This window comes from Hasllibacter halocynthiae (assembly GCF_003003095.1).
GTDB lineage: Bacteria > Pseudomonadota > Alphaproteobacteria > Rhodobacterales > Rhodobacteraceae > Hasllibacter > Hasllibacter halocynthiae.
In genome coordinates this window covers 201,451-224,976 of the sequence record NZ_PVTT01000001.1, presented here as the reverse complement: position 1 = coordinate 224,976, position 23,526 = coordinate 201,451, and the positions used below count along the sequence as shown (strand labels likewise).

Genomic DNA, 23,526 nt, shown 5'->3' with positions numbered 1-23,526 from the left:
GTCGGCATGGCGCGCCGGGCCGGCGCGGCGCGGCATGGGACGCAAGGGCGCCCCGCCCTCTCCTTGTCGGCGAGGACATCCCCGCCGAAGTCGTGCCCCACGCCCCGCGGCCCTGCCTGGAGCAGCGTGCCGCCCCCGCCGCCCGCGGGCGGGCTGTCCCTTGCCCCCCTCCGGGAGGCTGCGCCATGCCGTTGAACGACGGCCCCGCCAAGCGCACCCTCGCGCCGGACGAGCGGTTCCACCCGAACCCGCCCGCCCCCTTCGTCGAGTTGGGGATGGCCTCGGCCTTCTCCTTTCTCCGCGGCGCGTCCGAGCCGATGGACCTTGCCGCCACGGCGAACCTCCTGGGCTATGACAGGGTGGGCCTTGCCGATCGCAACAGCCTCGCGGGGGCCGTCCGCATGATGGTCGAGGGGCGCACGGCCCATGTTGATGCCCTGATCGGCTGCCGCCTCGCCCTGACATGCGGGGCCGAGCTTCTGGCCTATCCCCAGGATCGCGCTGCCTATGGCCGCCTCTCCTCGCTCCTCTCCCGGGGCAAGATGGAGACGCCGGAAGGAAAGTGGCAGGCGAAGGACGTCACGGAGATCACCCTTCCCATGCTGGCCGGGCATGCCGAAGGGCTGCATCTGATCGCCCTGCCGAAGCCGGACCTCCATGCCTTCGAGGGCGATCTGGCGCGCCTCGCCGCGGCGCTGCCCGGAATGGGATATCTCGCGGCGAGCCACCTTCACCGGGGCGACGACCGGGCGCGGATCAATCGTCTAGACGCCCTGGCGGGTCGGCACGGGCTGCGGCTTCTGGCGACGAACGACGTGCTCTACCACGTCCCCTCCCGCCGCCCTCTGCAGGATGTCCTCACATGCATTCGGCACGGCGTCACGGTGGACGGGGCCGGCCTTCTCCTCGAGGCCAACGCCGAGCGTCACCTCAAGCCCCCGGAGGAGATGGTCCGCCTCTTCGGCGAATGGCCCCATGCGATCCGCGCCACGCGCGAACTGGCCGACCGGATCGGCTTCCGGCTGGACCAGCTACGCCAGGACTACCCGCACGAGCCGGTGCCGCCGGGAAAGACCCCCCAGGAACATCTCGAGGACCTGACCTGGGAGGGGGCGGCCGAGCGTTATCCCCAGGGGGTGCCCGGGAAGGTTGCCAAGGCCATCGAGAAGGAGTTCGAGCTGATCCGCGCACGCGGGATCGCAGGCTACTTCCTGACCATCCACGACGTGATCCGCTTCGCGCGGACCCGTCCGGTCCCGATCCTCTGCCAGGGGCGCGGCTCGGCGGCGAACTCCGCCGTGTGCTACTGCCTGGGGATCACGGCCGTCGACCCGGACGAGCACAGGCTCCTCTTCGAGCGGTTCCTCTCGGCCGAGCGCAACGAGCCGCCCGACATCGACGTCGATTTCGAGCACGAGCGCCGCGAGGAGGTCATCCAGTACATCTACGGCAAGTACGGGCGCCGCCGGGCCGGCCTCGTGGCGACGGTGATCCACTACCGCCCCCGCAGCGCGATCCGCGAGGTGGGCAAGGCGCTGGGGCTGACGGAGGACGTCACCGCCAAGCTCGCCGGGACGATCTGGGGCCACTTCGAGGGCCAGGTCGGCGACGACCGCGTGGCCGAGGCGGGCCTGGACATGAGCGACCGGAGGCTGACCCTGTGCGTGAAGCTCGCACGGGAGCTGATCGGCCTGCCCCGGCACCTCTCTCAGCACGTGGGCGGCTTCGTCATGACGAACGCCCCCCTGACCGAGCTGGTCCCCGTCGGCAACGGCGCCATGCCCGAGCGGTCCTTCATCGAATGGGACAAGGACGACGTCGATGCGATGGGCTTCTACAAGATGGACGTCCTCGCTCTGGGAATGCTGACATGCATGGCCAAGGGATTCGACCTGATCGCCGCCCATGGCGGTCCTCGGCACGAGCTGCACACCATCCCGAAGGACGACGCGCGGACCTACGACATGCTCTGCCGCGGCGAGAGCCTCGGCGTCTTCCAGGTCGAGAGCCGGGCGCAGATGGCCATGCTCCCGAAGCTGCGGCCACGGTGCTTCTACGACCTCGTGATCGAGGTCGCGATCGTCCGTCCGGGGCCGATCCAGGGGGACATGGTCCATCCGTACCTCAAGCGGCGTTCGGGGATCGGGACGATCGAGTATCCCCGGCCGGGTCCCGGGCACGACCCGATGGAGCTGGAGAACATCCTCGGCCGGACCCTGGGCGTGCCGATCTTCCAGGAGCAGGCGATGGAGATCGCCATGGTCGCCGCCGAGTTCACCCCCGCGGAGGCGAACCAGCTTCGCAAGGCGATGGCGACGTTCCGCGACAAGGGGGTCAAGGTCTCGTCCTACAAGGAGCGCATGGTCGAACGCATGGTCGCGCGGGGCTACGAGCGCGCGTTCGCCGCGCGCTGCTTCTCCCAGATCGAAGGCTTCGGCGAGTATGGCTTTCCCGAGAGCCATGCGGCCAGCTTCGCCAAGCTGGTCTACGTCTCGTCCTGGATGAAGTGCCATTTTCCGGACGCCTTCGCGGCTGCGCTGCTGAACTCGCAGCCCATGGGGTTCTACGCACCCGCCCAGATCGTGCGGGACGCGCGCGAGAACGGGGTCAAGGTGCGGCCAGCGGACGTCTCGTGTTCGGAATGGGATTGCACGCTGGAGCCGGCGAAGGATGATGGGCCACGCCGCGTTGATGCCGCGAGCCGGGCCGGCGGGGACGGGACTGCGGCGCCTTCGCCCCCGGCGGCCGGATGGACGCGATCGGTGGAAGACGGCGGAGCGCCCGAGCCTTCCGTTCCGCGGGCCTGGGGCCCCCGCGCAGGAATGATGATGCACGCCCTGCGCCTCGGCCTGCGCCAGATCGACGGCTTCGGCGAGGAGGACGCGAGGCGGATATCCCGGGCCCGCGCCGAGGGCCCGTTCCGCGACGCGACCGACCTGCGGGCCCGGGCGGGCCTCGACGCCCGCGCCATGCGCCTTCTCGCGGAGGCAGACGCGCTCGCCTCGCTGGGCCGCGCCCGGCGCGAGGCTCTGTGGGACGTCAACGCGCTCGGGGATCGACGCGCCCTGCCCGCGTTCGACGCCGCCCACGCCCGATCCGAAGGGCCCGATCGTCCGGTGGCGCTGCCACCCATGCCCTCCTCGGAGGAGGTGGTCGCCGACTATCAGACCACCCGCCTCTCCTTGCGGCGCCACCCCATGTCCTTCTTTCGCGCCTCGCTCGCCCGGCAGGGCTACGTTCCCGCCCGGGCCCTGGGACGCGAAGTCGGCCACGGGCGGCGCGCGAAGGCGGCCGGGCTGGTCCTCGTCCGCCAGAAGCCCGGCAGCGCCAAGGGGGTGTGCTTCGTTACGCTCGAGGATGAGACGGGGGTGATCAACCTCGTGATCTGGCCCGATCGGTTTGCGCTGTGGCGGGGACGGATCATGTCTGCTCGCCTGATGGCCGTGGAAGGAACGGTTCAGTCCGATGGGCGGGTCACGCATCTGGTGGCCGAGGCGCTCTACGACCGATCGGATCGCCTCGCCGCCCTTTCGAACGAGGATATGCGCGCCGTCACCGTGCGCGGCGACCATCCGACCAAGCCGATCCCGCACCAGGTGGACGCGATGGCTCAGGTGCCTCGCACCCATCCGCGCGAGGCACGCGTCATTCCGAAGTCGCGCGACTTCCATTGACCGCCCCCGGCATCAGCACGTGCCGCCCGGACCCGGCGGCCGACCGGACCGCACCCCCCGCACGGGAGGCGCGCCTTCGTCACGAGGCGGCTGCCGAAAAGGATCGGCGCCGAAATCATGACGCCGGAGATGCCCCATCAGAGAGGCGCTGAGGCGACCGCGGGACAGATAGGATGAGATGGTGCCCGGGGGCGGAATCGAACCACCGACACGAGGATTTTCAATCCACTGCTCTACCCCTGAGCTACCCAGGCACCGGGTCCTTCGGAAGCTGGGCCTCCGCGGGGTCCGCATCCCTTACCGACCCCTCCCAGGTGCCGCAAGAGGGGCCCGGTCAGTGCCGGGTCGGATAGTCGCCGATGCCGCGCTCGAACGCGTCGGCGGCCTTCTCGGCGTCGTCGGGATCGCGCGAGGGGACAGCATAGGCGCCCGTCATCCAGCGTCCCAAGTCGACGTCCGCGCACCGCTTGGAGCAGAACGGGCGGTACTTGGCGTCCGCCTCCTTCGAACAGATCGGGCAAGCCATCGGCATCTCCTTCTCCGCCGATATGGGTGTGGGGTCAGCGCCGGGAAAGGGCTACCGACAGGGGCAGCCGCTCGCGCTTGCGGGTCATCTCGAGATTGCCGAGAGGCGTCCAGCCCGCGACCGAGGTCTCGACCGGGTCGGCGCGCAGCGCGGCCTTCAGCGCCGCCTCGATCTGGCGACGGTCCTTCTTCGGCACGGGCGCGAGGTCCACGACCACCATGCCGCCCAGCCCCCTGAGGCGGAGCTGGCGGGGCAGCTCGCGCATGGCGGCGATCCCGGCCTTGAGACCCGCGGCCGGCGAGCGATCGGACCCCGTGTCCACGTCCACAGCAACCAGCGCCCGCGTCGCCTCGACCGCGAGCGTGCCGCCGCCGGGCAGCGGCATGTCGGGGCGGGAGAGCGCGTCCAGCGCGTCGAGCACGCCGTGCCGAGCTAGCGCATCCGGGGCGTCGTCGGGCCGCGCATCCCAGTCGCGCCATGCGGCCACATGAGGGTCAGGGCCATCGACGAGGAGTTCGGGCCCACCCCCGGCATCGCCAAGTACCTGCGCGGCCAGGCCCGCGGCGGCCGCCACGTCCGCCGCGACCGCGTCCATGTCAGCGCCTTCGCAGGCGGAGCGCAGGATCAGTCCCACCCCGTCCGGCAGGGGCGCGTCCACCAGCACCTCGCGGGTCAGCACTGTCAGCTCGTCGCGCATGTCCTCGTCACGGATCGCGCGGGAGACGTTGATTCCCGGCGCGCCCGGCGTGGCGATCGCGTAGCGCGACTTCAGGACGACGCGGTCGGTCAGCGGTACGGCCTTGCCACCTTCGGGCCAGCCGACGACCTGAACGAGGATCGCCTCGCCGGGGCGACGCCCCCTCGCGCCCCGCAGGAAACCAGTGCCTCCCGGCAGGCGCACGATGACCCCCCCCGTGCCCTTCAGCGGCCTGTCGACCACCCCCCGCAGCACCGCCCCAGGGGCGAGGCCGGGTCCCTCGACCAGCAGATCCTCGACCCGCCCATCGACGACGAGGCCCGCGACCTGGCGCCCCTCCACGATCCCGAGCGCGGCGACGCGCCCCTTCATGGCAGGCCCGCTGCCGTCAGCAGCCCCCGCGTCTCGGCCAGCGGCAGGCCCACCACCGCCGAATAGGATCCTTGCAGCCAGGGGATGAAGGCCGCTGCAGGCCCTTGGATGCCGTAGCCGCCCGCCTTGCCCTTCCAATCGCCGGTGCCGAGGTAGGCATCGACCTCCTCGCCCGCCAGCCGCTTCATCTTGAGGGTCGTGACGACGTCCCGCTGCCACGTGCGACCGGCGGTGCGCATCGCAACGGCCGTCACGACCTTGTGGCGACGCCCGGACAGGAGGGACAGGAACGCCCGGCATTCGCTCTCGTCCGACGGCTTGCCGAGGATGCGGCGGCCCACGGCGACTGTGGTGTCGGCAGTCAGCAAGACCTCGCCCGCACGAACCTCCAGCGCCTCGGACTTCTCAAGCGCCATGCGGACGCAGTAGGGGCGCGGCAACTCTGCCTTCCGCGGGGTCTCGTCGATATCGGCAGCGCGGATCTCGTCAGGCACCACGCCGATCTGCGCCAGAAGCTCCAGCCGCCGGGGCGAGCCGGAGCCGAGGATCAGTCGCACTACTTGAAGCGGTAGTTGATGCGGCCCTTGGTCAGGTCGTAGGGCGTCATCTCGACCTGTACCTTGTCGCCAGCCAGCACACGAATGCGGTTCTTGCGCATCTTTCCCGCCGTGTGCGCGATGATCTCGTGGCCGTTCTCCAGCTCGACACGGAACGTCGCGTTCGGCAGGAGCTCCTTCACGACGCCCGGGAATTCGAGCAGTTCTTCCTTGGCCATGAGCACTCCTTGCAGCTGCCTCCGATTGGAGGCCGGGCGCATATGCGACGGAAGGACACGGTTTTCAAGTCGCGGCGTCGGACCGAGAGGAGGTCGCCCCGCGCTGGCCCCGAGGTGGCGGGCGGGCTACGCTCCGGGCTCGCCGAAGCGGCTGACCATGCGCTCGCGGATCTGGTCGCGCGTCTCGCGGTAGGCCGCCAGCTTGGCCTCCCGGTCCTCGCCCAGCCCCGTGGGATCGAGGATCGGCCAGTACTCGACCGACAGCGCGTGCTCCTCTGCCAGCGCCTGCGCCCGGTGCTGGCTGGCCGGCGACAGCGCGACGATCAGATCGAACCCCCCGAGATCGTCGCCCAGAGCTTCCATCTGGTCGAAGGAGCGGACGCGATGCGCGTCCAGCGCGACCCCGATCTCGCGGCACACCGCGACGGAGAATCCGTCGATCTCCCTCTCGCCCTTCACGCCGGCCGACTGGACATAGGCCCTCGTGCCGTAGAGCGACTTCATCATGCCCTCCGCCATCGGCGAGCGGACCGAGTTGTGGTCGCAGCAGAAGAGGACGGCCTGCGGGAAGCCGCTCATCCGCTGGCCCCGAAGTGGAGCACGCAGATCAGCGTGAAGAGCCGGCGCGCCGTGGGCAGGTCGGTCTCCGCCTTTCCCTCCAGCCGCTCGAGGAGGACGCGCCCCCCTTCGTCGTGGATGCCCCGCCGCGCCATGTCGATCGCCTCGATCTTCGAGGGGGGCAGCGTCTTCACCGCGTCGAAATAAGCCTCGCAGATGGCGAAGTAGTCCTTCACCACCTGCTTGAACGGGCCGAGGGCGAGATGGAACTGCGCCGCCTCCTCGCCCGCATGGGAGATGTCGAAGACCAGCCGCCGGTCGCGGATCGCGAGGGTCAGGTCGAAGGGCCCGGCCCCGCGGCCCGGAAGCCCGAACGCGTTGTCCTCGAGAAGGTCGAAGACGGCGACCTTGCGCTCCTGCTCGATCTCGGGCGTCGGCGGTGGCAGGGCGCTGTCGTCGATGGTGACGGAGGCGAGGCGGGTCATCGGTTCAACTGTGCCAGCCTCAGCGCCACCGACAAGCCATGCGCCTCGAGCGACTCGCTTCGGGCCAACGTCTCGGCAGCGGGACCTATCGCCTTGAGGGACTGCGGCGTCATCCGGGTCAGCGTGGTACGCTTCATGAAGTCGAGCACCGACAGGCCAGACGAGAAACGCGCCGTGCGAGAGGTCGGCAGCACGTGGTTCGGCCCTGCGACGTAGTCGCCCACCGCCTCGGGCGTCCAGCGGCCGAGGAAGATGGCGCCGGCATGCCTGATGCGCGCCGCCAGCGCGTCCGGGTCCTCCACCAGAAGCTCGAGGTGCTCGGGTGCGAGCCGGTCGGCGAGTTCGGCCGCCTCCGACAGGTTCCCGCAGACGATCACCGCGCCGAAGTCACGCCAGGAGGCGCCGGCGACGGCCCGTCGCTCGATCGTCTCGAGGCGGGCGGCGACGGCGGCGGCCACGGCCGTTCCGAACCCCTCATCGTCGGTGACGAGGATCGCCTGAGCGGAGGCGTCGTGCTCCGCCTGGCTCATCAGGTCCACGGCCACCCAATCGGGGTCGTTGGCAGCATCGGCGATCACCAGCACCTCGGATGGCCCCGCGATGGAATCGATTCCGACCTTGCCGAAGACCCGGCGCTTGGCAGCAGCTACGTAGGCATTGCCCGGGCCCGTGATCTTGTCGACGGGGGCGATGCTCGCGGTGCCGTAGGCTAGCGCGGCCACCGCCTGCGCCCCCCCGACACGCCACACTTCGTCCACCCCGGCGATCCGCGCCGCGGCAAGGACCAGCGGGTTGACCCGGCCTTCGGGCATCGGCGTGACCATCGCAAGCCGCGCGACCCCTGCGACCTTCGCGGGCACCGCGTTCATCAGAACCGACGAGGGATAGCTCGCCTGACCTCCCGGCACGTAGAGGCCAGCGGCATCCACCGGCGTCCAGCGCCACCCCAGGGTCGCGCCGGCCTCGTCCTCCCAGCTCTCGTCGCGGGGAACTTGCCGCTCGTGATAGGCCCGGACCCGCTCCGCGGCGAGGTGCAGCGCGGCGAGCTCGGCCTCGGGCACGGCAGCCAGGGCGGCGTCGATCTCCCCCTCCGGGACCCGCAGCCGCCCCGCGACATCCACCCGATCGAAACGCGCCGTCAGCTCGACCAGCGCGGCATCGCCGCGGGCGCGGACGTCCGCGATGATCCCGGCGACGGCCTCGTCGACCTCCGGCGCATCCTCGCGCTTGGCCGTCAGCAGCGCCTCGAAGGCCGCCTCGAACCCGTGATCCCATGTCCGCAGCATCCGACCCAAACCGCCCGCGCCTCCTGCCGATCCCCTGATTCTTCGTTCGGAGGGCCGCCGTGCGGACCCTCACGCGGCCCCTAGTCCGAATGGTCGGGAATCTTCCCCGAGACGGCGGCATAGGGCTTCGTCACGTCCCAAAGCTGCGCGCCCAGCGCCTCCACCTCCAGCCGGACGGCGCCGTCCCCCGCGAAGGTGAGCAGCAGGACGCCGGCGCAGTCCTCGCCACCCTCCCACGAGAGGTCCAGCAGCGACAGCACCTCGTCGGCGCCCCGGCCGACGCCGTCGGACTGCACGCGCGTCACGTCCTCGAAGGCCAGCACCGCGCGGACCCGTTCGGGCGGATCGGAGGGGACCTCGCGGCGCACCCGGCCCAGCAGCAGCCCGAACGTGCGGCTTCTGCGATCCCATGCCATGTCGGCGCCGGTCAGGACGGCGTCCTGGCAGAGCGCGGCGAGGACCCCCAGATCGTCGGCATCCCGCGCCAGCAGCCGCAACGGCCTGCCGTCGCCATCCGCGAAGCGGGCGTCAGGCATCCTCGGGCGCCCGCTCGATGTCGGCGCCCACGGCGCGCAGCTTCTCCTCGACCGCCTCGTAGCCCCGGTCGAGGTGATAGACCCGCCGCACCCGCGTCTCGCCCTCGGCGGCGAGCCCGGCCAAGATGAGCGAGACCGACGCCCGCAGGTCCGTCGCCATCACGGACGCGCCCTTCAGCCGGTCTACGCCGGTGACGGTGGCCGTGCCGCCCCTCACGTCGATGCCGGCGCCCATGCGGGCAAGCTCGGGCGCGTGCATGAACCGGTTTTCGAAGATGCGCTCCTCCAGGACCGAGACGCCTTCGGCGGTGCAGAGCATCGCCATCATCTGGGCCTGCAGGTCGGTCGGAAAGCCGGGGAAGGGCTCGGTTGTCACGTCCACCGCCCTTGCGCGGTCGGCACGCGTGACCTTCAGCCCGCCCTCGACCTCCTCCACGTCGATGCCGGCGCCGGCCAGCTTCTCGACGAAGGCCGATACCAGCTCCAGGGCGCCGCCCTCCAACACGACCTCTCCGCCGGCGATCGCGGGGGCCAGCATGTAGGTCCCCAACTCGATCCGGTCGGCCACGACGCGATGGGTGGCCCCGCCCAGCCGATCGACGCCCTGCACGGTGATTGTGCCGGTTCCCTCTCCGTCGATCTGCGCGCCCATCGCACGCAGGCATCGCGCGAGGTCGACGATCTCCGGCTCCCGCGCGGCGTTCGCGATCACCGTCGTCCCTTTGGCGAGCGTGGCGGCCATCAACGCGTTCTCCGTCGCGCCGACCGAGACGAACGGGAAGGACACCCGGCCGCCCTTGAGCCCGCCCGGGGCCTTGGCGTGGACGTAGCCGTCGCGCAGGTCCAGCTCGGCGCCCATGGCCTCGAGCGCGCGCAGGTGAAGGTCGACGGGCCGCGCGCCGATCGCGCAGCCGCCCGGCAGGGACACTTCCGCCTGCCCGTCCCGCGCGAGGAGCGGCCCGAGGACGAGGATCGAGGCCCGCATCTTCCGCACGATGTCGTAATCGGCCCGGTGGCTTCGCAGCCCATGCGAGGAGAGGGCCAGGACCCGCCCGTCCGCCATGGACGCGACCTCCGAGCCGAGCGAGCCGAGAAGGGTCGCCATCGTGCGGATGTCGCTGAGGCGCGGCGCGTTGGTCAGCGTCAGCGGCTCGTCTGAGAGCAGCGTGGCGGGCATCAGCGTCAGGGCTGCGTTCTTCGCTCCGGCGATGGGGATACGGCCGTTCAACTCGCCCCCGCCGCGCACCACGATCTGGTCCATCAGTCCCGCTCCCCGGCCCGTTCGGGCTTCTCCGCCTCGTCCCGGGCGCGCCTCTGCGCCTTGCGCCGGCCCATGTTGGCCTTCAGCGCCGCCTTCAGCCGCGCCTCACGCGCCGCCTTCGGATCCTTCGACCGATCGTCGGACATGCCTCGCCCCACCCGGGTTCCCGCCTCGTCTAGCCGCCCCCGCCGGGCCCGTCCAGCGACGCCCCCCGAATCCCCCCGGCCGCCCTTGCGCGGACGCTCCGCCCCGGCTAGAGGCCGCCCCGCTGCTGCCGTAGCTCAGGGGTAGAGCACTCCCTTGGTAAGGGAGAGGTCGAGAGTTCAAATCTCTCCGGCAGCACCACGACTCCCATGCATGCGGACCCTATCGTCGTCGCCGAAGGCCCCTGCCGGTCATCGCAGGAACGGCCTTCACCGGCGCGGTCCGTTCGAATGGCCGCGATCGGCGGGCGCCCTGTCACATTCCCTAACATGCTCCTGATTTGCAAAACGGCGCCGGGGCCGCCAACAGCGGACCCATGCTCCGCGCGCTCGTTCTCTTGCTGCTCCTTCCCTGGGCCGCCTTCGCGGCCACGGGCGAGGCACACGTCACCCCGGTGGCCGAGACGCGGCTGATCTCGGCCGAGAACGCGGTCGCGCCCGACGCAGGGACGTTGTCCGCAGCGGTGGACATGAACCTCGCTGGGGGGTGGAAGACCTACTGGCGCTCGCCGGGCGAGGTGGGGCTGCCCCCGCGCCTCGACTGGTCGCGGTCCGAGAACGTGGCCGGCGCGCAGATCCTCTGGCCCGCACCCACACGCTTCACCGCCTTCGGGATCGAGAACTTCGGCTACGAGGGCCGCCTGGTCCTGCCGGTCCGCATCGCGCTGGAGCGCCCGGGCGAGGCGGCGCGCCTGCGCCTCGACGCAAACTTCCTCGTCTGCGCGGAAATCTGCGTGCCCGAGGAGATGACCCTCGCCCTCGATCTGCCCGCGGGCCTCGCCTCGGCCGATCCGGCCTCTGCCGCGCTGATCGCCGCCGCGGCCGCGGCCGTTCCGGAAGAGGGGGGGCGGGCCCAGGCGCACATGGACGAGGACGCGCTGACCGTGCGGATCGAAGCGCCCCGCACCCTCGCCGCGCCGGACGTGTTCCCCGTCGCCGGCCGGACCGCCTTCGCGGCCCCCGAGATCGCCGCCGAGGGCGCCACCGTCACCGCGCGCTTCCCGCTGACCTCCGACCCGGAGGAAGGTCCGGTCGAAATCGTCGTGACGGATGGGGACGCCGGCTGGCGAATGGACGCCGCACCCCTCGCCGTCGCACCTTCCATGCCGCGCCGGGCCGCCGGCCTGGGCTGGGTCCTGATCCTGGCCTTCGCGGGCGGGGCGGTGCTGAACCTCATGCCCTGCGTGCTGCCCGTTCTGGGGATAAAGCTAGCCCATGCCGCCTCGGCCGCCGGCGGGTCGCCCGCACGGGTTCGCGCCGGGTTCCTCGCCTCCGGCCTCGGGGCACTCGCCTTCGTCGTCGTGCTGGGGGGGGTCGCCTGGGCGGCCCGGGCCGCGGGCCTCGCGGTGGGGTGGGGAATGCAGTTCCAGTCGCCCGTCTTTCTGGCGGCCCTCGTCGCGATCCTGGCGCTGTTCGCATCGAACCTAGCGGGGCTGTGGGAGCTGCGCCTTCCCCCGGCCCTCTCGACGTTCCTGTCGCGCGGGCACGGGGGCCTGGCGGGCGACTTCGCCACGGGGGCGTTCGCGGCGATCCTCGCGACGCCTTGCTCGGCGCCGTTCCTGGGCACGGCGGTGGCCTTCGCGCTCGCCTCCGGCGGACCGGTCATCCTGGCGGTGTTCGGGGCGCTCGGCGTCGGCCTCGCGCTCCCTTACCTCCTCGTCGCGGCTTTCCCCGGCGCAGTGCGCCTGCTACCCAGGCCCGGGCGCTGGATGCTGGCGTTGAAGGGGGTCCTCGCGCTCCTCCTGGCGGGTACGGCGCTCTGGCTGCTCTGGGTCCTGTCCGGGGTGGCGGGGCAGACCGCCGCCGCCCTCGTCGCGTTCCTGGCGCTGGCCGCCGCCCTCGCCCCGGCGCTGCGCCGCCTCGCGCCGGCCGCCCTGCCGCTGGCCTTGGCCGCACTTCTCGTTCCGCTCGCCGTGGACCGCCCGGCTGGCGCCGCGCCGGAGGCCGACGCGCTCTGGGTTCCGTTCGACCGCGGCGACGTCATGGCCCGGGCCGTCCGGGGCGAGGTCGTCCTCGTCGACGTGACGGCCGACTGGTGCCTGACCTGCAAGGTGAACGAGGCCGCCGTCCTCGACGGCGCGGCCTTCCTGGACGAGGTGACGCCCATGCGCGCCGATTGGACCCGCCCAGACCCCGCGATCCTGGACTACCTGATCGAGAACGGCCGCTACGGCATTCCCTTCAACGCGGTCTATGGGCCCGCCGCGCCTGAGGGCATCGTCCTGCCCGAGATCCTGACGACCCGCGCCGTCGAGGATGCCATCGAGGCCGCGCGCTAGCGCAGGCGCTCGACCTCCTCGGCTTCCTCGGCGCTCAGCGCGCGGCCCGTGCCCCTGCCGCGCCGCCGCAGGGCGGTCGCCGCGCCGACGCCGCCCAGGACCAGCAGCCCGGCCGGCATCAGCCACAGGGCCAGCGTGTGACCCCCGAACCGCGGCCGCAGGAGGACCCCCTCGCCGTAGCGCGCGACGACGTAGTCCAGCGCCTCGTCGTCGGTGTCGCCCGCGACCAGCCGCTCGCGCACGAGAAGGCGCAGGTCACGGGCCACCCCGGCCGAGCTCGACTCGATGCTCTCCCCCGCGCAGACGACGCAGCGCAGCTCCGTGCCGAGCTGGCGGGCGCGGGCCTCGAGGGCGGGGTCCGCCAAGACCTCGTCCGGCTCCGTCGCCGCCCATGCAGGCGCCGCCATAAGGAGGAGGGCGAGGATCGCGGCCCTCACCGCGCGGCATCCAGCGCCGCGAGGAACGCGTCCCCCGGCGCGCCGAGGATCGGCCCGGCGGCGTGATAGGCGACGGCCCCGTCCACCACGAGGAAAGTCTCCGGCACGCCGGAAAGCCCCAGCTCCAGCACCTGCCGACCCGCGTCGCGTCCGACGCTCGCGTAGGGGTTCCCGTGCTCATCGAGGAAGGCCAACGTATCCTCCGGCGCGTCCTGATAGGCGATCCCGTGCACCGGCACGCCGCTTTCGGCGATGGAGACGAGGACCGGATGCTCGGCCACGCAAGGCACGCACCAGGACGCGAAGACGTTCACCACCTGCACCCCGCCGCCGATCTCGCCGGTCTGCAGGAGCGGCAGGTCCGCCAGCGGCTCTAGCGCGAGGGCGGGAAGGTCGCGACCCACGACCGGCGAGTCGAACGCGTTCGGGTCGCGCCCTGAGGTCAGCGCCCAGAGGCCGAAGCCCGCCACGGCGCCGAACACCGCGAAGGGCAGGAAGAAGAGGAGCCGCCTCATTCCGCCGGCATGGCCCCCCGGGCAGGGGCCGCGCGCCGCGGCGCGCCGACGCGCAGGCGGCGGTCCGACAGGGACAACGCCCCGCCGACGACCAGCATGGCCGACCCGATCCAGAGGAGGTTGACCCAAGGCTCGTACACGGCGCGCAGCACGCGCGCGCCGCCCGCGGCGTCCTCGTTCACCGCTTCCGTCACCGTGACGTAGAGGTCGGAGAACCCGCGCCGAAGGATGCCGCTCTCGGTCGTCCAGCGGTTCGCGGCCGGATAGAAGCGCCGCTCGGCGGTGAGGTCGCCGATGGCCTCGCCCCCGCGCGAGACGCTCAGCACGCCTCGGTCGGCGATCCAGTTAGGCCCGTCCACGCGCACCCGGTCCGTCATGGTGACGGTGTAGCCCGCGACCTCGACCGAGGTTCCGGGCGCGGCGAAGGCCAGCGCCTCCTCCTTCCAGGCGGTCGAGGCGGTCGCGCCGAGGATCAGCACGCCCACGCCGACATGGGCCAGCATCATCCCGTGCGCCGCCCGAGGCAGGGATCGGGCCCGGCGCAGGGCCGCGCCGGGATCCGCGAAGAGCTTGACGCGACCGGCCCATTCGGCCAGCGAGGCGCCGATCAGCCAGGTCGCCACCCCGACCGCGACGAGCCCCAGCACGGGCCCGTCCGTACGCCACCACCAGACGACCGCCATGACGGCGAGCACCAGCACCGCCACCACCCGCAGCCGCGCCAGCGCCCCCGCGAGGTCCGCGCGCTTCCACGGCAGGAGCGGGCCCAGCCCCATGAAGACGGCGAGGACCAGCATCAATGGCACGAAGGTCGCATCGAAATAGGGCGCGCCGACGCTGATCTGCTCGCCCGTGATCCCCTCCAAGACGAGGGGGTAGAGCGTCCCGAAGAGGACCGTCCCCGTCATCGTCCCGAGGACGAGGTTGTTCATCAGAAGCCCCCCCTCGCGCGAGATCGGGCGGAAGAGGCCGCCGGGCTCCATCGCCGGGGCGCGCACCGCGAAAAGCGCGAGCGAGCCGCCGATCGCGACGACGAGGAGTCCGAGGATATAGATCCCCCGCTCGGGGTCGACCGCGAAGGCGTGGACGGAGGTGAGGAGCCCCGACCGGACGATGAACGTCCCGAAGAGGGAAAGCGAGAAGGCCAGGATAGCCAGGAGGATCGTCCACGACTTGAACGCGTCGCGCTTCTCGGTGACGATGGCGCTGTGCAGAAGGGCCGTCGCCGCGAGCCAAGGCATGAACGACACGTTCTCGACCGGGTCCCAGAACCACCAGCCGCCCCATCCGAGCTCCGAGTAGGCCCACCAGGAGCCCAGCGCGATGCCCCCAGTGAGGAACACCCAGGCCGCCAGCGTCCACGGCCGCACCCAGCGGGCCCAGGCCGGATCGACCCGCCCCTCGATCAGGGCGGCGACGGCGAAGGAGAAGACGATGCTCAACCCGACATAGCCGAGATAGAGCAGCGGAGGGTGCAGCGCGAGGCCGACATGCTGGAGGAGCGGGTTCAGGTCCGTGCCCTCCAGCGGCGCAGGGTCGAGCCGGTCGAACGGGTTCGAGGTCAAGAGGAGGAAGGTCAGGAACCCCACGGCGATCCAGGCCTGCACGGCCAGCGTCCGGGCCCGAAGCCGCTCCGGCACGCCCGCCCCGAGGATCGCCACCCCCGCCCCGAAGAGCGCGAGGATCAGCACCCAGAGGAGGAGCGATCCCTCGTGCGAGCCCCAGGCCGCCGCGATCTTGAAGATCATCGGCTTCAGCGTGTGGCTGTTCTCGTAGACGTTGACGACCGAGAAGTCGGAGACCGCGAAGGCGTTGACGAGGGCGGCGAAGGCGAAGCCCGACAGCCCCGCCTGCAGGATGGCCGTGGCCCGCGCGCTGCCCATCAGGGCGGCGTCCCCGCGCGCGGCCCCGACCATGGGCAGGACCGACTGCACGAGCGCCGCCGCGAGGGCGAGCGTAAGCGCGAGATGTCCCAGCTCGGCGATCATGCGTCCTAGAGGGGGGCGCCGGGCCGCCGGGTCAAGGGGGTGCGGCGGCCTATCGCCGCCCGCACGCGCAGACGTGACGGCGGGCGCGCCCCCACGACGGCGTCCAGCACGACCGGCGCGGCGTCCCCCATGCTGCGTGCCGCACATGCAGGCTGCACCGGATGCTTCGCCGGACCGGGCACCGGGGCGCCGGGGACAGGTTGCTCCATGTCGCATGTGCCACCGTTCGGCCTCCAGTATCTTGTCTAGCCGATCCATCCTGGGCTAGCCTCCGCGCGAGCGCGCCCCTACGGCACCCGTCCGGCCGGTCCGCTCTCCGAATATCGTCGTCCTGGAACGGAGGGACCATGAAGAAGGGCCTCAGCCCCGCTTCGGATGCGTGCGCGGGTGGCACGGCGTCCGAGGGGCATCGGATCGAGTGGCCGACCATCGGCCTCGTCCTTTTCACGCATGGCGGCTGGGCGGCCATCCTTGCCGGCGCCGGCTGGCTGGGCCCCCTGCCCTCCCTCCTTCTCCTCGTGCCGCTCCTGGCGCTCCACTCCTCGCTGCAGCACGAGGTGCTCCATGGCCATCCGTTCCGCTCCGCGCGGCTGAACGAGGGCTGCGTGTTCCTGCCCCTCGGCCTCTGGCTGCCCTACCGGCGGTTCAGGGACACCCACCTCGCGCATCACCGCGACCCCGCGCTGACCGATCCCTACGACGACCCCGAGTCGAACTTCGTCCATCCAGCCGACTGGGCGGGGCTGCCGGCACCCTGGAAGGTCGTGCTGCGAATGCAGAACACGCTCTTGGGGCGGATGGCGTTCGGTCCGGCGGTGTCGGCCTTCCGTCTCTGGCGCGACGACCTCCGGGCCATGGCGCGGGAGGACGGGGCGGTGTTCCTCGCCTGGGCGCTGCACCTGCCGGGCCTAGCGCTGGTGCTGTGGGCGGTCTCCCTCTCCGCCCTGCCGCTCTGGGCGTACGGGGCGGCGGCCTACGGGTCGGTATCGGTCCTGAAGATCCGCACCTTCCTCGAGCATCGGGCCCATCATCTGCCCCGTGCCCGCAGCGTCGTCATCGAGGACCGCGGACTGCTCGCCTTCCTCTTCCTCAACAACAACCTCCACGCGCTCCATCATGCCCGCCCCCGCCTGCCGTGGTACGCCCTCCCCGCGGCCTACGATGCCGAACGGGAGGCGACGCTCGTCCGGAACGGGGGCTACCGCTACCGCTCCTACGCGGAGGTGATCGGCACCCACCTGCTGCGAGCGAAGGACCCGGTGACGCATCCCCTGCGGGAAGGGTTCGTCCCGGACGCCGACCCTTCGCCGGGCACGCTCGCGGCCTGGGACCGGACCGGGGCGGCGTGAGGGAACAGGCCCGCGTCCCCCTCGTCGGCCGGCGTACCCCGAACCGGCCCGGTTGACCGGAGGAAGCCGTGGACCGATAGGAGGTCGCCGCCCGAGGACCCTCGCCATGACGGACCAGATCGCCCCCCCGGCCCGCCGGGGCCGCCGCGCGCCCGCCCCGCTGATCGCCGCCGCGGCGCTGATCGCCGCGATGTGCGCCCTGCCCCATGCGGGCGTCCTGCTAGCCGCGACGACGGGCTCGACGGGGACGGCCCGGCAGCTCGCCGGGTCGGTGCTGCCGGCCTACGCGGCCAACACGCTCGCGCTGCTAGGGATCGTGGGGGCCGGAACGCTGGGGATCGGGACGGGCGCGGCTTGGCTGGTCACCGCCACCGACTTCCCCGGCCGCCGGATTCTGGAACCGGCGCTGGTCCTTCCCTTCGCCTTCCCCGCCTACGTGTTGGCCTATGCCTACACCCATCTCCTCGACCATCCGGGGGCGGTGCAGACGCTGCTCCGCGAGGTCACGGGCTGGGGGCCGCGCGACTACTGGTTCCCGGAGATCCGCTCGCTGGGCGGGGCGGCGATGGTCCTGACGCTGGTGCTCTACCCTTACGTCTACCTCCTCGCGAGGTCCGCCTTCCAGCTCCAGGGCCGGGAGGCCTACGAAGTCGCCCGCTCGCTCGGTCGGGGGCCTTGGGGGGCGTTCGCCGCCGTCGCCGTCCCGATGGCCCGGCCCGCCATCGCGGCGGGGGTACTCCTGGTCGGGATGGAGGTCATCGCCGACTACGGCACGGTCGCCTTCTTCGGGGTGCCGACCTTCGCGACGGGCATCTACACGGCGTGGATCAGCCTGGGCGACCGGGCCGCGGCGGCGCAGCTGGCGCTGGGGCTTCTGGCCTTCGCCCTCCTCCTCGCGATCCTGGAGCGGCGGGGGCGGCGCGGCGCGGACTATGCCGGACGCCCGGGCGCCCGGCCCGGGCGGGTCCGTCTGAGGGGCGCGCGCGGATGGGCGGCGACGGCGGCCTGCGCCGCGCCGGTCCTTCTCGGCGCGGTACTTCCCGCGGGGGTTCTCCTGGCGATGGCGACGGGGTCGGAGCAGTCGCTGCTCTCGCGCCGCTATGCGGGCTTCGTGACGAACACGCTGACCCTGGCGACCGTCGGCGCGGCGCTGACCGTGGGCGCGGCGGTGCTCCTGGGCACGCTCGCGCGCCTCGCGCCGGGACGGGCCAGCGCCGGGGCGCTGACGATCGCCCGCCTCGGCTACGCGGTGCCGGGCGGGGTGATCGCGGTCGGCCTCCTCGTGCCGTTCGCCGCCCTCGACAATGCGGTCGACGCCTTCATGGAGGCCCGCTTCGGGGTCGACACGGGCCTTCTCTTCACCGGCTCGATCTGGCTTCTGGTGGCGGCCTACGCGATCCGCTTCCTCGCCGCGGCGATCGGCGCCTACGAAGGGGGGCTCGCCACCGTCACCGCCAGCACGGACGCGGCGGCCCGGGTACTGGGGCGCAGCGCCTGGGGCACCGTGCGTTCGGTGCACCTGCCGATCTTGCGGCCCTCCCTGGCCGCGGCGGCGTTGATCGTCTTCGTCGACATCGCCAAGGAGCTGCCCGCAACGCTGATCATGCGGCCTTTCAACTTCGACACGCTCGCCGTGCAGGCCCACCGTCTCGCCGCGGACGAGCGGCTGCAGGGCGCCGCCGTCCCCTCGCTGGTGATCGCCGCCGTCGGGCTGGTCCCGGTGCTCCTCCTGGTGCGCCGCCTGGGCCGCGGGGACTAGCCGGAGCGCGGGTAGCGCCTTCTCCCTCGAAGGATAGGGGGCGCCCCGATACGAAGGCGCCCCCCCCCAAGCTGGCGTCACCAAGGTTGGCGGATCACTCCCAGCCGACCTCGCCGAAGATGCGGTTCGCGGCGTCGACGTTCTGCGCCACGGCCGAGAGGTCGACGGTGTCGCCCTCGAACTCGCCCAGTGTCGCGACGGACTCGGACACCGGCACGCCTTCCACGGCCGGATACTCGTCGTTGCCGTTGGCGAAGTATTCCTGCGCCTGGTCCGAGGCGAGGTACTCCAGGAAGGCGACCGCGTTGTCGTAGTGCGGCGCGTTCGCCGCGACGCCCGCGCCGGAGAGGTTCACGTGCGCCCCCTCCTCGTCGGTCATCATCGGGAACACCCAGCCGATGCCGTCCAGCTCCTCCTGGCCGAGGCCGTCCACGTCCTTGCGGATGGCGCGGGCGAAGTAGTACGTGTTCGAGATCGCGATGTCGCACTCGCCCGAGACGAGGCCGCGAAGCTGGTCCGTGTCGCCGCCCTGGGGATCGCGCGCGAAATTGTCCACGAAGCCCTGCGCCCATTCGGCCGCGGCCTCCTCTCCGTAGTGCTCGATGATCGCCGAGAGGAGGGTCTGCGAGTAGACGTTGGTCGACGAGCGGTGGCAGATCATCCCCTCGTACTGCGGATCGGCGAGGTCCATGTAGGTCTGCGGCGGATTCCCGACCTCGTCCTCGTCGTAGAAGACGATCCGCGCACGCTGCGAGAAGCCGAACCATTCGTCGTCCTCATCGCGCAGGTTCGCGGGGATGCGCTCCTCCAGCAACTCCGACTCGACCGGCTGCAGCAGGCCGAGGTCCTTGGCCCGCTCCAGCCGGGTGGTGTCCACGGTCAACAGGACGTCGGCAGGGCTGTTCGCGCCCTCGGCCTCCATGCGGGCGATCAGCTCGTCTGCGTTGCCCTCGATCCGGTTGATGGTGATGCCGGTCGCGTCCTCGAAGTCCGAGTAGAGGCGCTCGTCCGTGTCGTAGTGGCGCGAGGAGTAGAGGTTCAGCTCCTGCGCGAGGACGGGCGCGGCCGTGGCCGCCGCGAGCAGCGCGAGGATCGAGGTGCGGGTCATGATTGTCTCCGTTCGGAAAGGGCGGACCGGGCTCGCGGGGGGGGAGGCCGCCGCTGGCTGGGATGCCGAGTTCCTGACAAGAACGCTCGGATATTGCAAGCGCGGTTGCGCGCGCCCGGCCGGCGGGCAAGTGTCGCGCGATGGAAACGCAGGTCGTCATCATCGGGGGCGGGCCGTCGGGCCTGCTGCTGGGGCAGCTCCTCCATCGCGCGGGCGTGGAGACGCTGATCCTCGAGCGGCGATCGCGCGAGCACGTCCTCTCGCGCATCCGCGCGGGCGTGCTCGAGCGGGGGACCGTCGCCCTTCTGGACGAGGTCGGGGTCGGGGCGCGCTGCCGGGAGGAGGGCATCCGCCATGCCGGCACGCTGATCGGCTGGGGCGACGAGAGCTTCCGGCTGAGCTTCCGCGAGGCGACCGGGCACGCCGTCACGGTCTACGGTCAGACGGAAGTCACGCGCGACCTCTACGAGGCGCGCGACGCGGCCGGCGCGCCCGTGCTGCACGGGGTCGACGACGTCGTGATCGAGGGTGCGGACACCGACGCGCCGTCGGTCTCCTTTCGGCACGAAGCGCGCCCCCGCCGCGTACGCTGCGCCTTCGTCGCGGGATGCGACGGGTTCCACGGCGTCTCGCGCCGGACGATCCCCGAGGGTCGCCGGACCGAGCACGAGAAGGTCTATCCCTTCGGCTGGCTCGGCATCCTGTCGGAGACGCCGCCCGTCCACGACGAGCTGATCTACAGCGGGTCGGAGAAGGGCTTCGCCCTCTGCTCCATGCGCAGCACGGGGCTCTCGCGCTACTACGTCCAGTGCGGGGCGGAGGAGGACCCCGCAGCCTGGTCCGACGACGCCTTCTGGGACGCCCTGCGCCGCCGCCTGCCGCCCGAGCACGCCGAGGCGCTGGTCACCGGCCCCTCGGTCGAGAAGTCGGTCGCGCCCCTGCGCTCCTTCGTGTGCGAGCCGATGCGCTGGGGTCGCCTCTTCCTCGTCGGCGACGCGGCGCATATCGTGCCGCCCACGGGCGCGAAGGGGCTGAACCTGGCCGCCTCGGACGTCCACTACCTCTCGCGCGCGCTGATCGACCATTTCGGCGGCGACGACGGGGCGATCGACGCCTACTCGAACCGGGCTCTGGCGCGGGTGTGGAAGGCGGTGCGCTTCTCGTGGTGGTTCACCTCGCTCCTCCACCGATACCCGGACCAGTCGGCCTTCGACCGCCGGATGCAGCGAGCCGAGTTCGCCTTCCTGAAGGAGAGCGCGAGCGCCCGCGCCGCCATGGCCGAGAACTACGTGGGGCTGCCGCTGTGACGAAGGGCGAGGAAGCCCGCCGCGCCGTCCTGGGCGACGCGCATGTCGACCGCTCGCTAGCCGGGGCGACGGCGTTCGACCGTCCGTTCCAGGACTTCGCCACGGACGTCGCCTGGGGGCGTCTCTGGGCGGACGACACGCTGACCCGGCGCGAGCGGTCGCTCGTCACGCTCGGCATCCTCGCCGCGACGGGCAACCCGGAAGAATTCGCCCTCCACGTCCGCGCGACGGCCAACACGGGGGCAACGCCGGCCGAGGTGATGCAGGTGATCCTCCACGCCGCGGCCTATGCGGGCATCCCGCGCGCGAACACCGCGACTCGCATCGCGCGCGAGGTCTACGCCGAGATGGGGGTGGACCTGTGAGCATCGGTCCCCGCCCCGAAGGCTGGCACCCGCCCGCGCTGACCCCGGCCTATCGCAGCACCCGCCTGCGCGCGCCTTCGCATCCGCCCCTGGCGATGCCTCCGGGACCGGCAGAGGAGGCAGGTCCGGTCTTCGGCCATCTTTCCCTGGGTCCGCTCGACGGCGACCTCCTCGTGAACCACGCCGCGCCGGGCGAGACCGCGATCGGCCCCCGCATCCGCGTCCACGGCACCGTCCGGGACGAGGGGGGGCGCCCCGTGCCCCATGCGCTGCTCGAGCTCTGGCAGGCCAACGCGGGCGGGCGCTACCGGCACGCGCGCGACGGCTACCTCGCGCCGCTCGACCCGAACTTCGGAGGTTGCGGGCGGGTGATGACGGATGCCGAGGGGCGCTACGCCTTCCGCACGATCCAACCCGGCCCCTATCCCTGGCCCAACGGGGGCAACGACTGGCGGCCCATGCACGTCCACCTCTCGCTCTTCGGACATGCCTTCGCGCAGCGGCTGGTGACGCAGCTCTATTTCGAGGGGGATCCCCTGACCCCCCTCTGCCCGATCCTGAACGCGGTGCCCTCGCAGGCGGCGCGGGACAGGTTGGTCGCGCGGCTGGACATGGAGGGGACCGTGCCGATGGACCTGGTCGCCTGGCGCTTCGACGTCGTCCTGCGTGGCGGCGCGCAGACCCCGTTCGAGAACCGCGCCGAGGGCCTCTGAGATGCGCGAGACCCCGTCCCAGACAGCCGGGCCCTACCTTCACATCGGGCTCGCCCCCGAGGGACGGGCCAGCTTCGGCCGCGACCTTCGCGCGCCCGGCGTGCGGGGCGAGGCCATGGAGCTGGGGGGCACTGTCCGCGACGGCGCGGGCGAGCCTTGCGGCGACGCGCTGATCGAGCTTTGGCAGCCGGACGCCGCAGGACGCTTTCCCGGAACGCCCGGCGCGGACTCGGCCTTCGGGGGCTACGGCCGCTGCGCCTGCGACGCCGCCGGGCGTTACCGGTTCGAGACGATCCGCCCCGGCGCGCCCTTCGTCTCGCTGTTGGTGTTCGCGCGCGGCATCAACGCCGCGCTCCACACCCGCGCCTATCTCGAACCCGCCGAGGACGACGTGCTGCGCGCGGCCGGGGACCGGGCCGGAACGCTCATGGCGGCATGGGACGGCGCGACGGCGCGGTTCGACATCCGGCTGCAGGGGACCGGCGAGACTGTGTTCCTCGACTTCTAGCCCTTAGGGTTCAGCAGCGCCTCGGCCCCCTCGCCCAGCGGGGTCGTCGCGAACGGGCCGCCATGACGAAGGTTCGCGTCGTCGGTCGGGTCCAGCGGGGGCGAGGCGGCGTAGATCTCCCGGGCCCACTTCTCGGCGTTGTCCCGGGGGCGGTAGCCCAGATGCGAGGCGCCGGAATTGTCCACCGGCGAGCGGTCGTTGTCGGACACGCCGTAGATGACCGAGAAGCCCGTCACCGGCGTGTCGATGGCGCGCGTCACCAGCCGCGTCAGGTCGTCATAGGACAGCCAGGAACCGATCGCCCGCGCGTTGTTCGGCTTCGGCGTGCAGGAGAGGATGCGCATGTGCACCGATTCCAGGCGGCGCTTCTCCCAGTAGAGGCGGCCCAGGTCCTCGGCGAAGCACTTGGCGAGACCGTAGAAGGTGTCGGGCCGGTGGGGCGTGTCGACGGTGATGGCCTCGGTCTTGGGGACCATCCCGACGGCGTGGATGGACGAGGCGTAGACCACCCGGCGCAGGCCGTTCCGATACGCCGCCTCCCACACGTTGAACGCCCCGAGAAGGTTCGAACGGTGGATCGCCTCCCATGGCGCCTCGTCGGCGATGGCGCCGAAATGGACGACCATCTCCGCCCCCTCCAAGAGGGAGAGCATCGCGCCCGGGTCCCCCAGGTCGGCCTTCACGTAGGTCTCGTTCGGGGCGAGGTCGCCGACGCCCTCGGCGATGTCGGACGAGACGAGTTCCCTGCAGAGCCGCGAGAGAGGCGCGCGCAGGTGGCCGCCGAGATTTCCGGCCGCGCCGGTGAGCACGAGTTTCTCGAGCATG

Annotated in this window: 23 protein-coding genes and 2 tRNA genes; 9 read left to right on the top strand and 16 right to left on the bottom strand. The window is 71.9% G+C overall.

Features of this window, described 5'->3' with window-relative positions; translation table 11 throughout:
• The first annotated feature begins 185 nt into the window (after window positions 1-185).
• On the top strand, window positions 186-3,674 hold the full coding sequence (locus BCF33_RS01135; RefSeq protein ID WP_106159117.1) for an error-prone DNA polymerase: 3,489 nt from the start codon (window positions 186-188) through the stop codon (window positions 3,672-3,674).
• A 179-nt stretch (window positions 3,675-3,853) separates the two neighbouring features.
• Here BCF33_RS01135 and BCF33_RS01130 read toward each other — a convergent pair.
• The 11 genes from BCF33_RS01130 to BCF33_RS14160 form a co-directional block, all read right to left on the bottom strand.
• Window positions 3,854-3,928, bottom strand: a tRNA-Phe gene (locus BCF33_RS01130).
• An 80-nt stretch (window positions 3,929-4,008) separates the two neighbouring features.
• Window positions 4,009-4,200 carry a DNA gyrase inhibitor YacG gene (locus BCF33_RS01125; protein WP_106159116.1) on the bottom strand — a complete coding sequence of 64 codons (192 nt, stop codon included), beginning with the start codon at window positions 4,198-4,200 and terminating at the stop codon, window positions 4,009-4,011.
• Window positions 4,201-4,234: 34 nt separating this feature from the next.
• Window positions 4,235-5,269, bottom strand: a complete 1,035-nt coding sequence (locus tag BCF33_RS01120) for a ribonuclease E/G (protein WP_106159115.1) — start codon at window positions 5,267-5,269, stop codon at window positions 4,235-4,237.
• Window positions 5,266-5,826, bottom strand: coding sequence for a Maf family protein (locus BCF33_RS01115; protein ID WP_106159114.1), 561 nt, complete (start codon window positions 5,824-5,826; stop codon window positions 5,266-5,268). Before BCF33_RS01115 ends, BCF33_RS01120 begins: the two co-directional genes overlap by 4 nt.
• Window positions 5,826-6,044 carry a translation initiation factor IF-1 gene (gene infA, locus BCF33_RS01110; protein WP_007205486.1) on the bottom strand — a complete coding sequence of 73 codons (219 nt, stop codon included), beginning with the start codon at window positions 6,042-6,044 and terminating at the stop codon, window positions 5,826-5,828. The genes BCF33_RS01115 and infA overlap by 1 nt, the downstream gene beginning before the upstream one ends.
• A gap of 126 nt (window positions 6,045-6,170) precedes the next feature.
• Window positions 6,171-6,623 (bottom strand): arsenate-mycothiol transferase ArsC, encoded by a 453-nt coding sequence (locus tag BCF33_RS01105; RefSeq protein WP_106159113.1) that lies wholly within the window; start codon window positions 6,621-6,623, stop codon window positions 6,171-6,173.
• The gene (locus BCF33_RS01100; RefSeq protein WP_106159112.1) at window positions 6,620-7,087 is read right to left on the bottom strand and encodes a UPF0262 family protein; all 468 of its coding nucleotides are present in this window, start codon (window positions 7,085-7,087) and stop codon (window positions 6,620-6,622) included. Before BCF33_RS01100 ends, BCF33_RS01105 begins: the two co-directional genes overlap by 4 nt.
• A complete protein-coding gene (gene hisD, locus BCF33_RS01095; protein ID WP_211292346.1) occupies window positions 7,084-8,373 on the bottom strand; it encodes a histidinol dehydrogenase in 1,290 nt (429 codons plus the stop codon). The genes BCF33_RS01100 and hisD overlap by 4 nt, the downstream gene beginning before the upstream one ends.
• A gap of 80 nt (window positions 8,374-8,453) precedes the next feature.
• Window positions 8,454-8,909, bottom strand: a complete 456-nt coding sequence (locus BCF33_RS01090) for a DUF2948 family protein (RefSeq protein ID WP_106159110.1) — start codon at window positions 8,907-8,909, stop codon at window positions 8,454-8,456.
• The gene (gene murA, locus BCF33_RS01085) at window positions 8,902-10,170 is read right to left on the bottom strand and encodes a UDP-N-acetylglucosamine 1-carboxyvinyltransferase (RefSeq protein WP_106159109.1); all 1,269 of its coding nucleotides are present in this window, start codon (window positions 10,168-10,170) and stop codon (window positions 8,902-8,904) included. Before murA ends, BCF33_RS01090 begins: the two co-directional genes overlap by 8 nt.
• Entirely contained in the window at window positions 10,170-10,316 is a 147-nt protein-coding gene (locus tag BCF33_RS14160; RefSeq protein WP_170073269.1) for a hypothetical protein, read from the bottom strand. The genes murA and BCF33_RS14160 overlap by 1 nt, the downstream gene beginning before the upstream one ends.
• Before the next feature lie 124 nt (window positions 10,317-10,440).
• Between BCF33_RS14160 and BCF33_RS01080 the strand changes: the two genes are divergently transcribed.
• Window positions 10,441-10,515: transfer RNA gene (locus BCF33_RS01080), tRNA-Thr, on the top strand.
• A gap of 175 nt (window positions 10,516-10,690) precedes the next feature.
• On the top strand, window positions 10,691-12,652 hold the full coding sequence (locus tag BCF33_RS01075) for a protein-disulfide reductase DsbD family protein (RefSeq protein ID WP_106159108.1): 1,962 nt from the start codon (window positions 10,691-10,693) through the stop codon (window positions 12,650-12,652).
• Here BCF33_RS01075 and BCF33_RS01070 read toward each other — a convergent pair.
• The 3 genes from BCF33_RS01070 to BCF33_RS01060 are packed head-to-tail and all read right to left on the bottom strand — an operon-like array spanning window position 12,649 to window position 15,592.
• Complete coding sequence (locus BCF33_RS01070) at window positions 12,649-13,089, bottom strand: cytochrome c-type biogenesis protein (RefSeq protein WP_211292345.1); 441 nt, start codon at window positions 13,087-13,089, stop codon at window positions 12,649-12,651. The two genes, BCF33_RS01075 and BCF33_RS01070, sit on opposite strands and share 4 nt — an antisense overlap.
• Window positions 13,086-13,604 (bottom strand): redoxin family protein, encoded by a 519-nt coding sequence (locus tag BCF33_RS01065; protein WP_106159107.1) that lies wholly within the window; start codon window positions 13,602-13,604, stop codon window positions 13,086-13,088. The genes BCF33_RS01070 and BCF33_RS01065 overlap by 4 nt, the downstream gene beginning before the upstream one ends.
• Entirely contained in the window at window positions 13,601-15,592 is a 1,992-nt protein-coding gene (locus BCF33_RS01060) for a heme lyase CcmF/NrfE family subunit (RefSeq protein WP_106159106.1), read from the bottom strand. Before BCF33_RS01060 ends, BCF33_RS01065 begins: the two co-directional genes overlap by 4 nt.
• 347 nt (window positions 15,593-15,939) lie before the next feature.
• Here BCF33_RS01060 and BCF33_RS01055 point away from each other — a divergent pair, with 347 nt between their 5' ends.
• Both BCF33_RS01055 and BCF33_RS01050 read left to right on the top strand, forming a co-directional pair.
• The gene (locus BCF33_RS01055; RefSeq protein WP_106159105.1) at window positions 15,940-16,941 is read left to right on the top strand and encodes a fatty acid desaturase; all 1,002 of its coding nucleotides are present in this window, start codon (window positions 15,940-15,942) and stop codon (window positions 16,939-16,941) included.
• 106 nt (window positions 16,942-17,047) lie between these two features.
• Window positions 17,048-18,700: an ABC transporter permease gene (locus BCF33_RS01050; protein ID WP_106159104.1), complete on the top strand. Its 1,653-nt coding sequence runs from the start codon at window positions 17,048-17,050 to the stop codon at window positions 18,698-18,700.
• Between the two features lie 94 nt (window positions 18,701-18,794).
• Here the strand turns inward: BCF33_RS01050 and BCF33_RS01045 are convergent, their stop codons facing one another.
• Window positions 18,795-19,808 carry an extracellular solute-binding protein gene (locus BCF33_RS01045; RefSeq protein ID WP_106159103.1) on the bottom strand — a complete coding sequence of 338 codons (1,014 nt, stop codon included), beginning with the start codon at window positions 19,806-19,808 and terminating at the stop codon, window positions 18,795-18,797.
• Between the two features lie 140 nt (window positions 19,809-19,948).
• On the opposite strand from BCF33_RS01045, the gene pobA reads away from it, so the two are divergent.
• Genes pobA through pcaG form a run of 4 tightly spaced genes read left to right on the top strand, consistent with a single transcriptional unit; the run spans window position 19,949 to window position 22,701 of the window.
• A complete protein-coding gene (pobA, locus tag BCF33_RS01040) occupies window positions 19,949-21,115 on the top strand; it encodes a 4-hydroxybenzoate 3-monooxygenase (RefSeq protein WP_106159102.1) in 1,167 nt (388 codons plus the stop codon).
• Window positions 21,112-21,480 (top strand): 4-carboxymuconolactone decarboxylase, encoded by a 369-nt coding sequence (gene pcaC, locus BCF33_RS01035; protein WP_106159101.1) that lies wholly within the window; start codon window positions 21,112-21,114, stop codon window positions 21,478-21,480. The genes pobA and pcaC overlap by 4 nt, the downstream gene beginning before the upstream one ends.
• Window positions 21,477-22,193 carry a protocatechuate 3,4-dioxygenase subunit beta gene (gene pcaH / locus BCF33_RS01030; RefSeq protein WP_106159100.1) on the top strand — a complete coding sequence of 239 codons (717 nt, stop codon included), beginning with the start codon at window positions 21,477-21,479 and terminating at the stop codon, window positions 22,191-22,193. The genes pcaC and pcaH overlap by 4 nt, the downstream gene beginning before the upstream one ends.
• Window position 22,194: 1 nt before the next feature.
• The gene (pcaG, locus tag BCF33_RS01025) at window positions 22,195-22,701 is read left to right on the top strand and encodes a protocatechuate 3,4-dioxygenase subunit alpha (RefSeq protein WP_106159099.1); all 507 of its coding nucleotides are present in this window, start codon (window positions 22,195-22,197) and stop codon (window positions 22,699-22,701) included.
• Here the strand turns inward: pcaG and BCF33_RS01020 are convergent.
• Window positions 22,698-23,525: an NAD-dependent epimerase/dehydratase family protein gene (locus BCF33_RS01020; protein ID WP_106159098.1), complete on the bottom strand. Its 828-nt coding sequence runs from the start codon at window positions 23,523-23,525 to the stop codon at window positions 22,698-22,700. The two genes, pcaG and BCF33_RS01020, sit on opposite strands and share 4 nt — an antisense overlap.
• Window position 23,526: the final 1 nt, after the last annotated feature.

Coding starts and splice junctions, on each gene's coding strand:
- BCF33_RS01065 (WP_106159107.1), bottom strand. CDS start 13,604: ATGAGGCGGCTCCTCTTCTTCCTGCCCTTCGCGGTGTTCGGCGCCGTG.
- BCF33_RS01060 (WP_106159106.1), bottom strand. CDS start 15,592: ATGATCGCCGAGCTGGGACATCTCGCGCTTACGCTCGCCCTCGCGGCG.
- BCF33_RS01125 (WP_106159116.1), bottom strand. CDS start 4,200: ATGGCTTGCCCGATCTGTTCGAAGGAGGCGGACGCCAAGTACCGCCCG.
- BCF33_RS01100 (WP_106159112.1), bottom strand. CDS start 7,087: ATGACCCGCCTCGCCTCCGTCACCATCGACGACAGCGCCCTGCCACCG.
- BCF33_RS01105 (WP_106159113.1), bottom strand. CDS start 6,623: ATGAGCGGCTTCCCGCAGGCCGTCCTCTTCTGCTGCGACCACAACTCG.
- murA (WP_106159109.1), bottom strand. CDS start 10,170: ATGGACCAGATCGTGGTGCGCGGCGGGGGCGAGTTGAACGGCCGTATC.
- BCF33_RS01135 (WP_106159117.1), top strand. CDS start 186: ATGCCGTTGAACGACGGCCCCGCCAAGCGCACCCTCGCGCCGGACGAG.
- BCF33_RS01090 (WP_106159110.1), bottom strand. CDS start 8,909: ATGCCTGACGCCCGCTTCGCGGATGGCGACGGCAGGCCGTTGCGGCTG.
- pcaG (WP_106159099.1), top strand. CDS start 22,195: ATGCGCGAGACCCCGTCCCAGACAGCCGGGCCCTACCTTCACATCGGG.
- hisD (WP_211292346.1), bottom strand. CDS start 8,373: ATGCTGCGGACATGGGATCACGGGTTCGAGGCGGCCTTCGAGGCGCTG.
- BCF33_RS01020 (WP_106159098.1), bottom strand. CDS start 23,525: ATGCTCGAGAAACTCGTGCTCACCGGCGCGGCCGGAAATCTCGGCGGC.
- BCF33_RS14160 (WP_170073269.1), bottom strand. CDS start 10,316: ATGTCCGACGATCGGTCGAAGGATCCGAAGGCGGCGCGTGAGGCGCGG.
- BCF33_RS01050 (WP_106159104.1), top strand. CDS start 17,048: ATGACGGACCAGATCGCCCCCCCGGCCCGCCGGGGCCGCCGCGCGCCC.
- infA (WP_007205486.1), bottom strand. CDS start 6,044: ATGGCCAAGGAAGAACTGCTCGAATTCCCGGGCGTCGTGAAGGAGCTC.
- BCF33_RS01045 (WP_106159103.1), bottom strand. CDS start 19,808: ATGACCCGCACCTCGATCCTCGCGCTGCTCGCGGCGGCCACGGCCGCG.
- BCF33_RS01120 (WP_106159115.1), bottom strand. CDS start 5,269: ATGAAGGGGCGCGTCGCCGCGCTCGGGATCGTGGAGGGGCGCCAGGTC.
- pobA (WP_106159102.1), top strand. CDS start 19,949: ATGGAAACGCAGGTCGTCATCATCGGGGGCGGGCCGTCGGGCCTGCTG.
- BCF33_RS01075 (WP_106159108.1), top strand. CDS start 10,691: ATGCTCCGCGCGCTCGTTCTCTTGCTGCTCCTTCCCTGGGCCGCCTTC.
- BCF33_RS01055 (WP_106159105.1), top strand. CDS start 15,940: ATGAAGAAGGGCCTCAGCCCCGCTTCGGATGCGTGCGCGGGTGGCACG.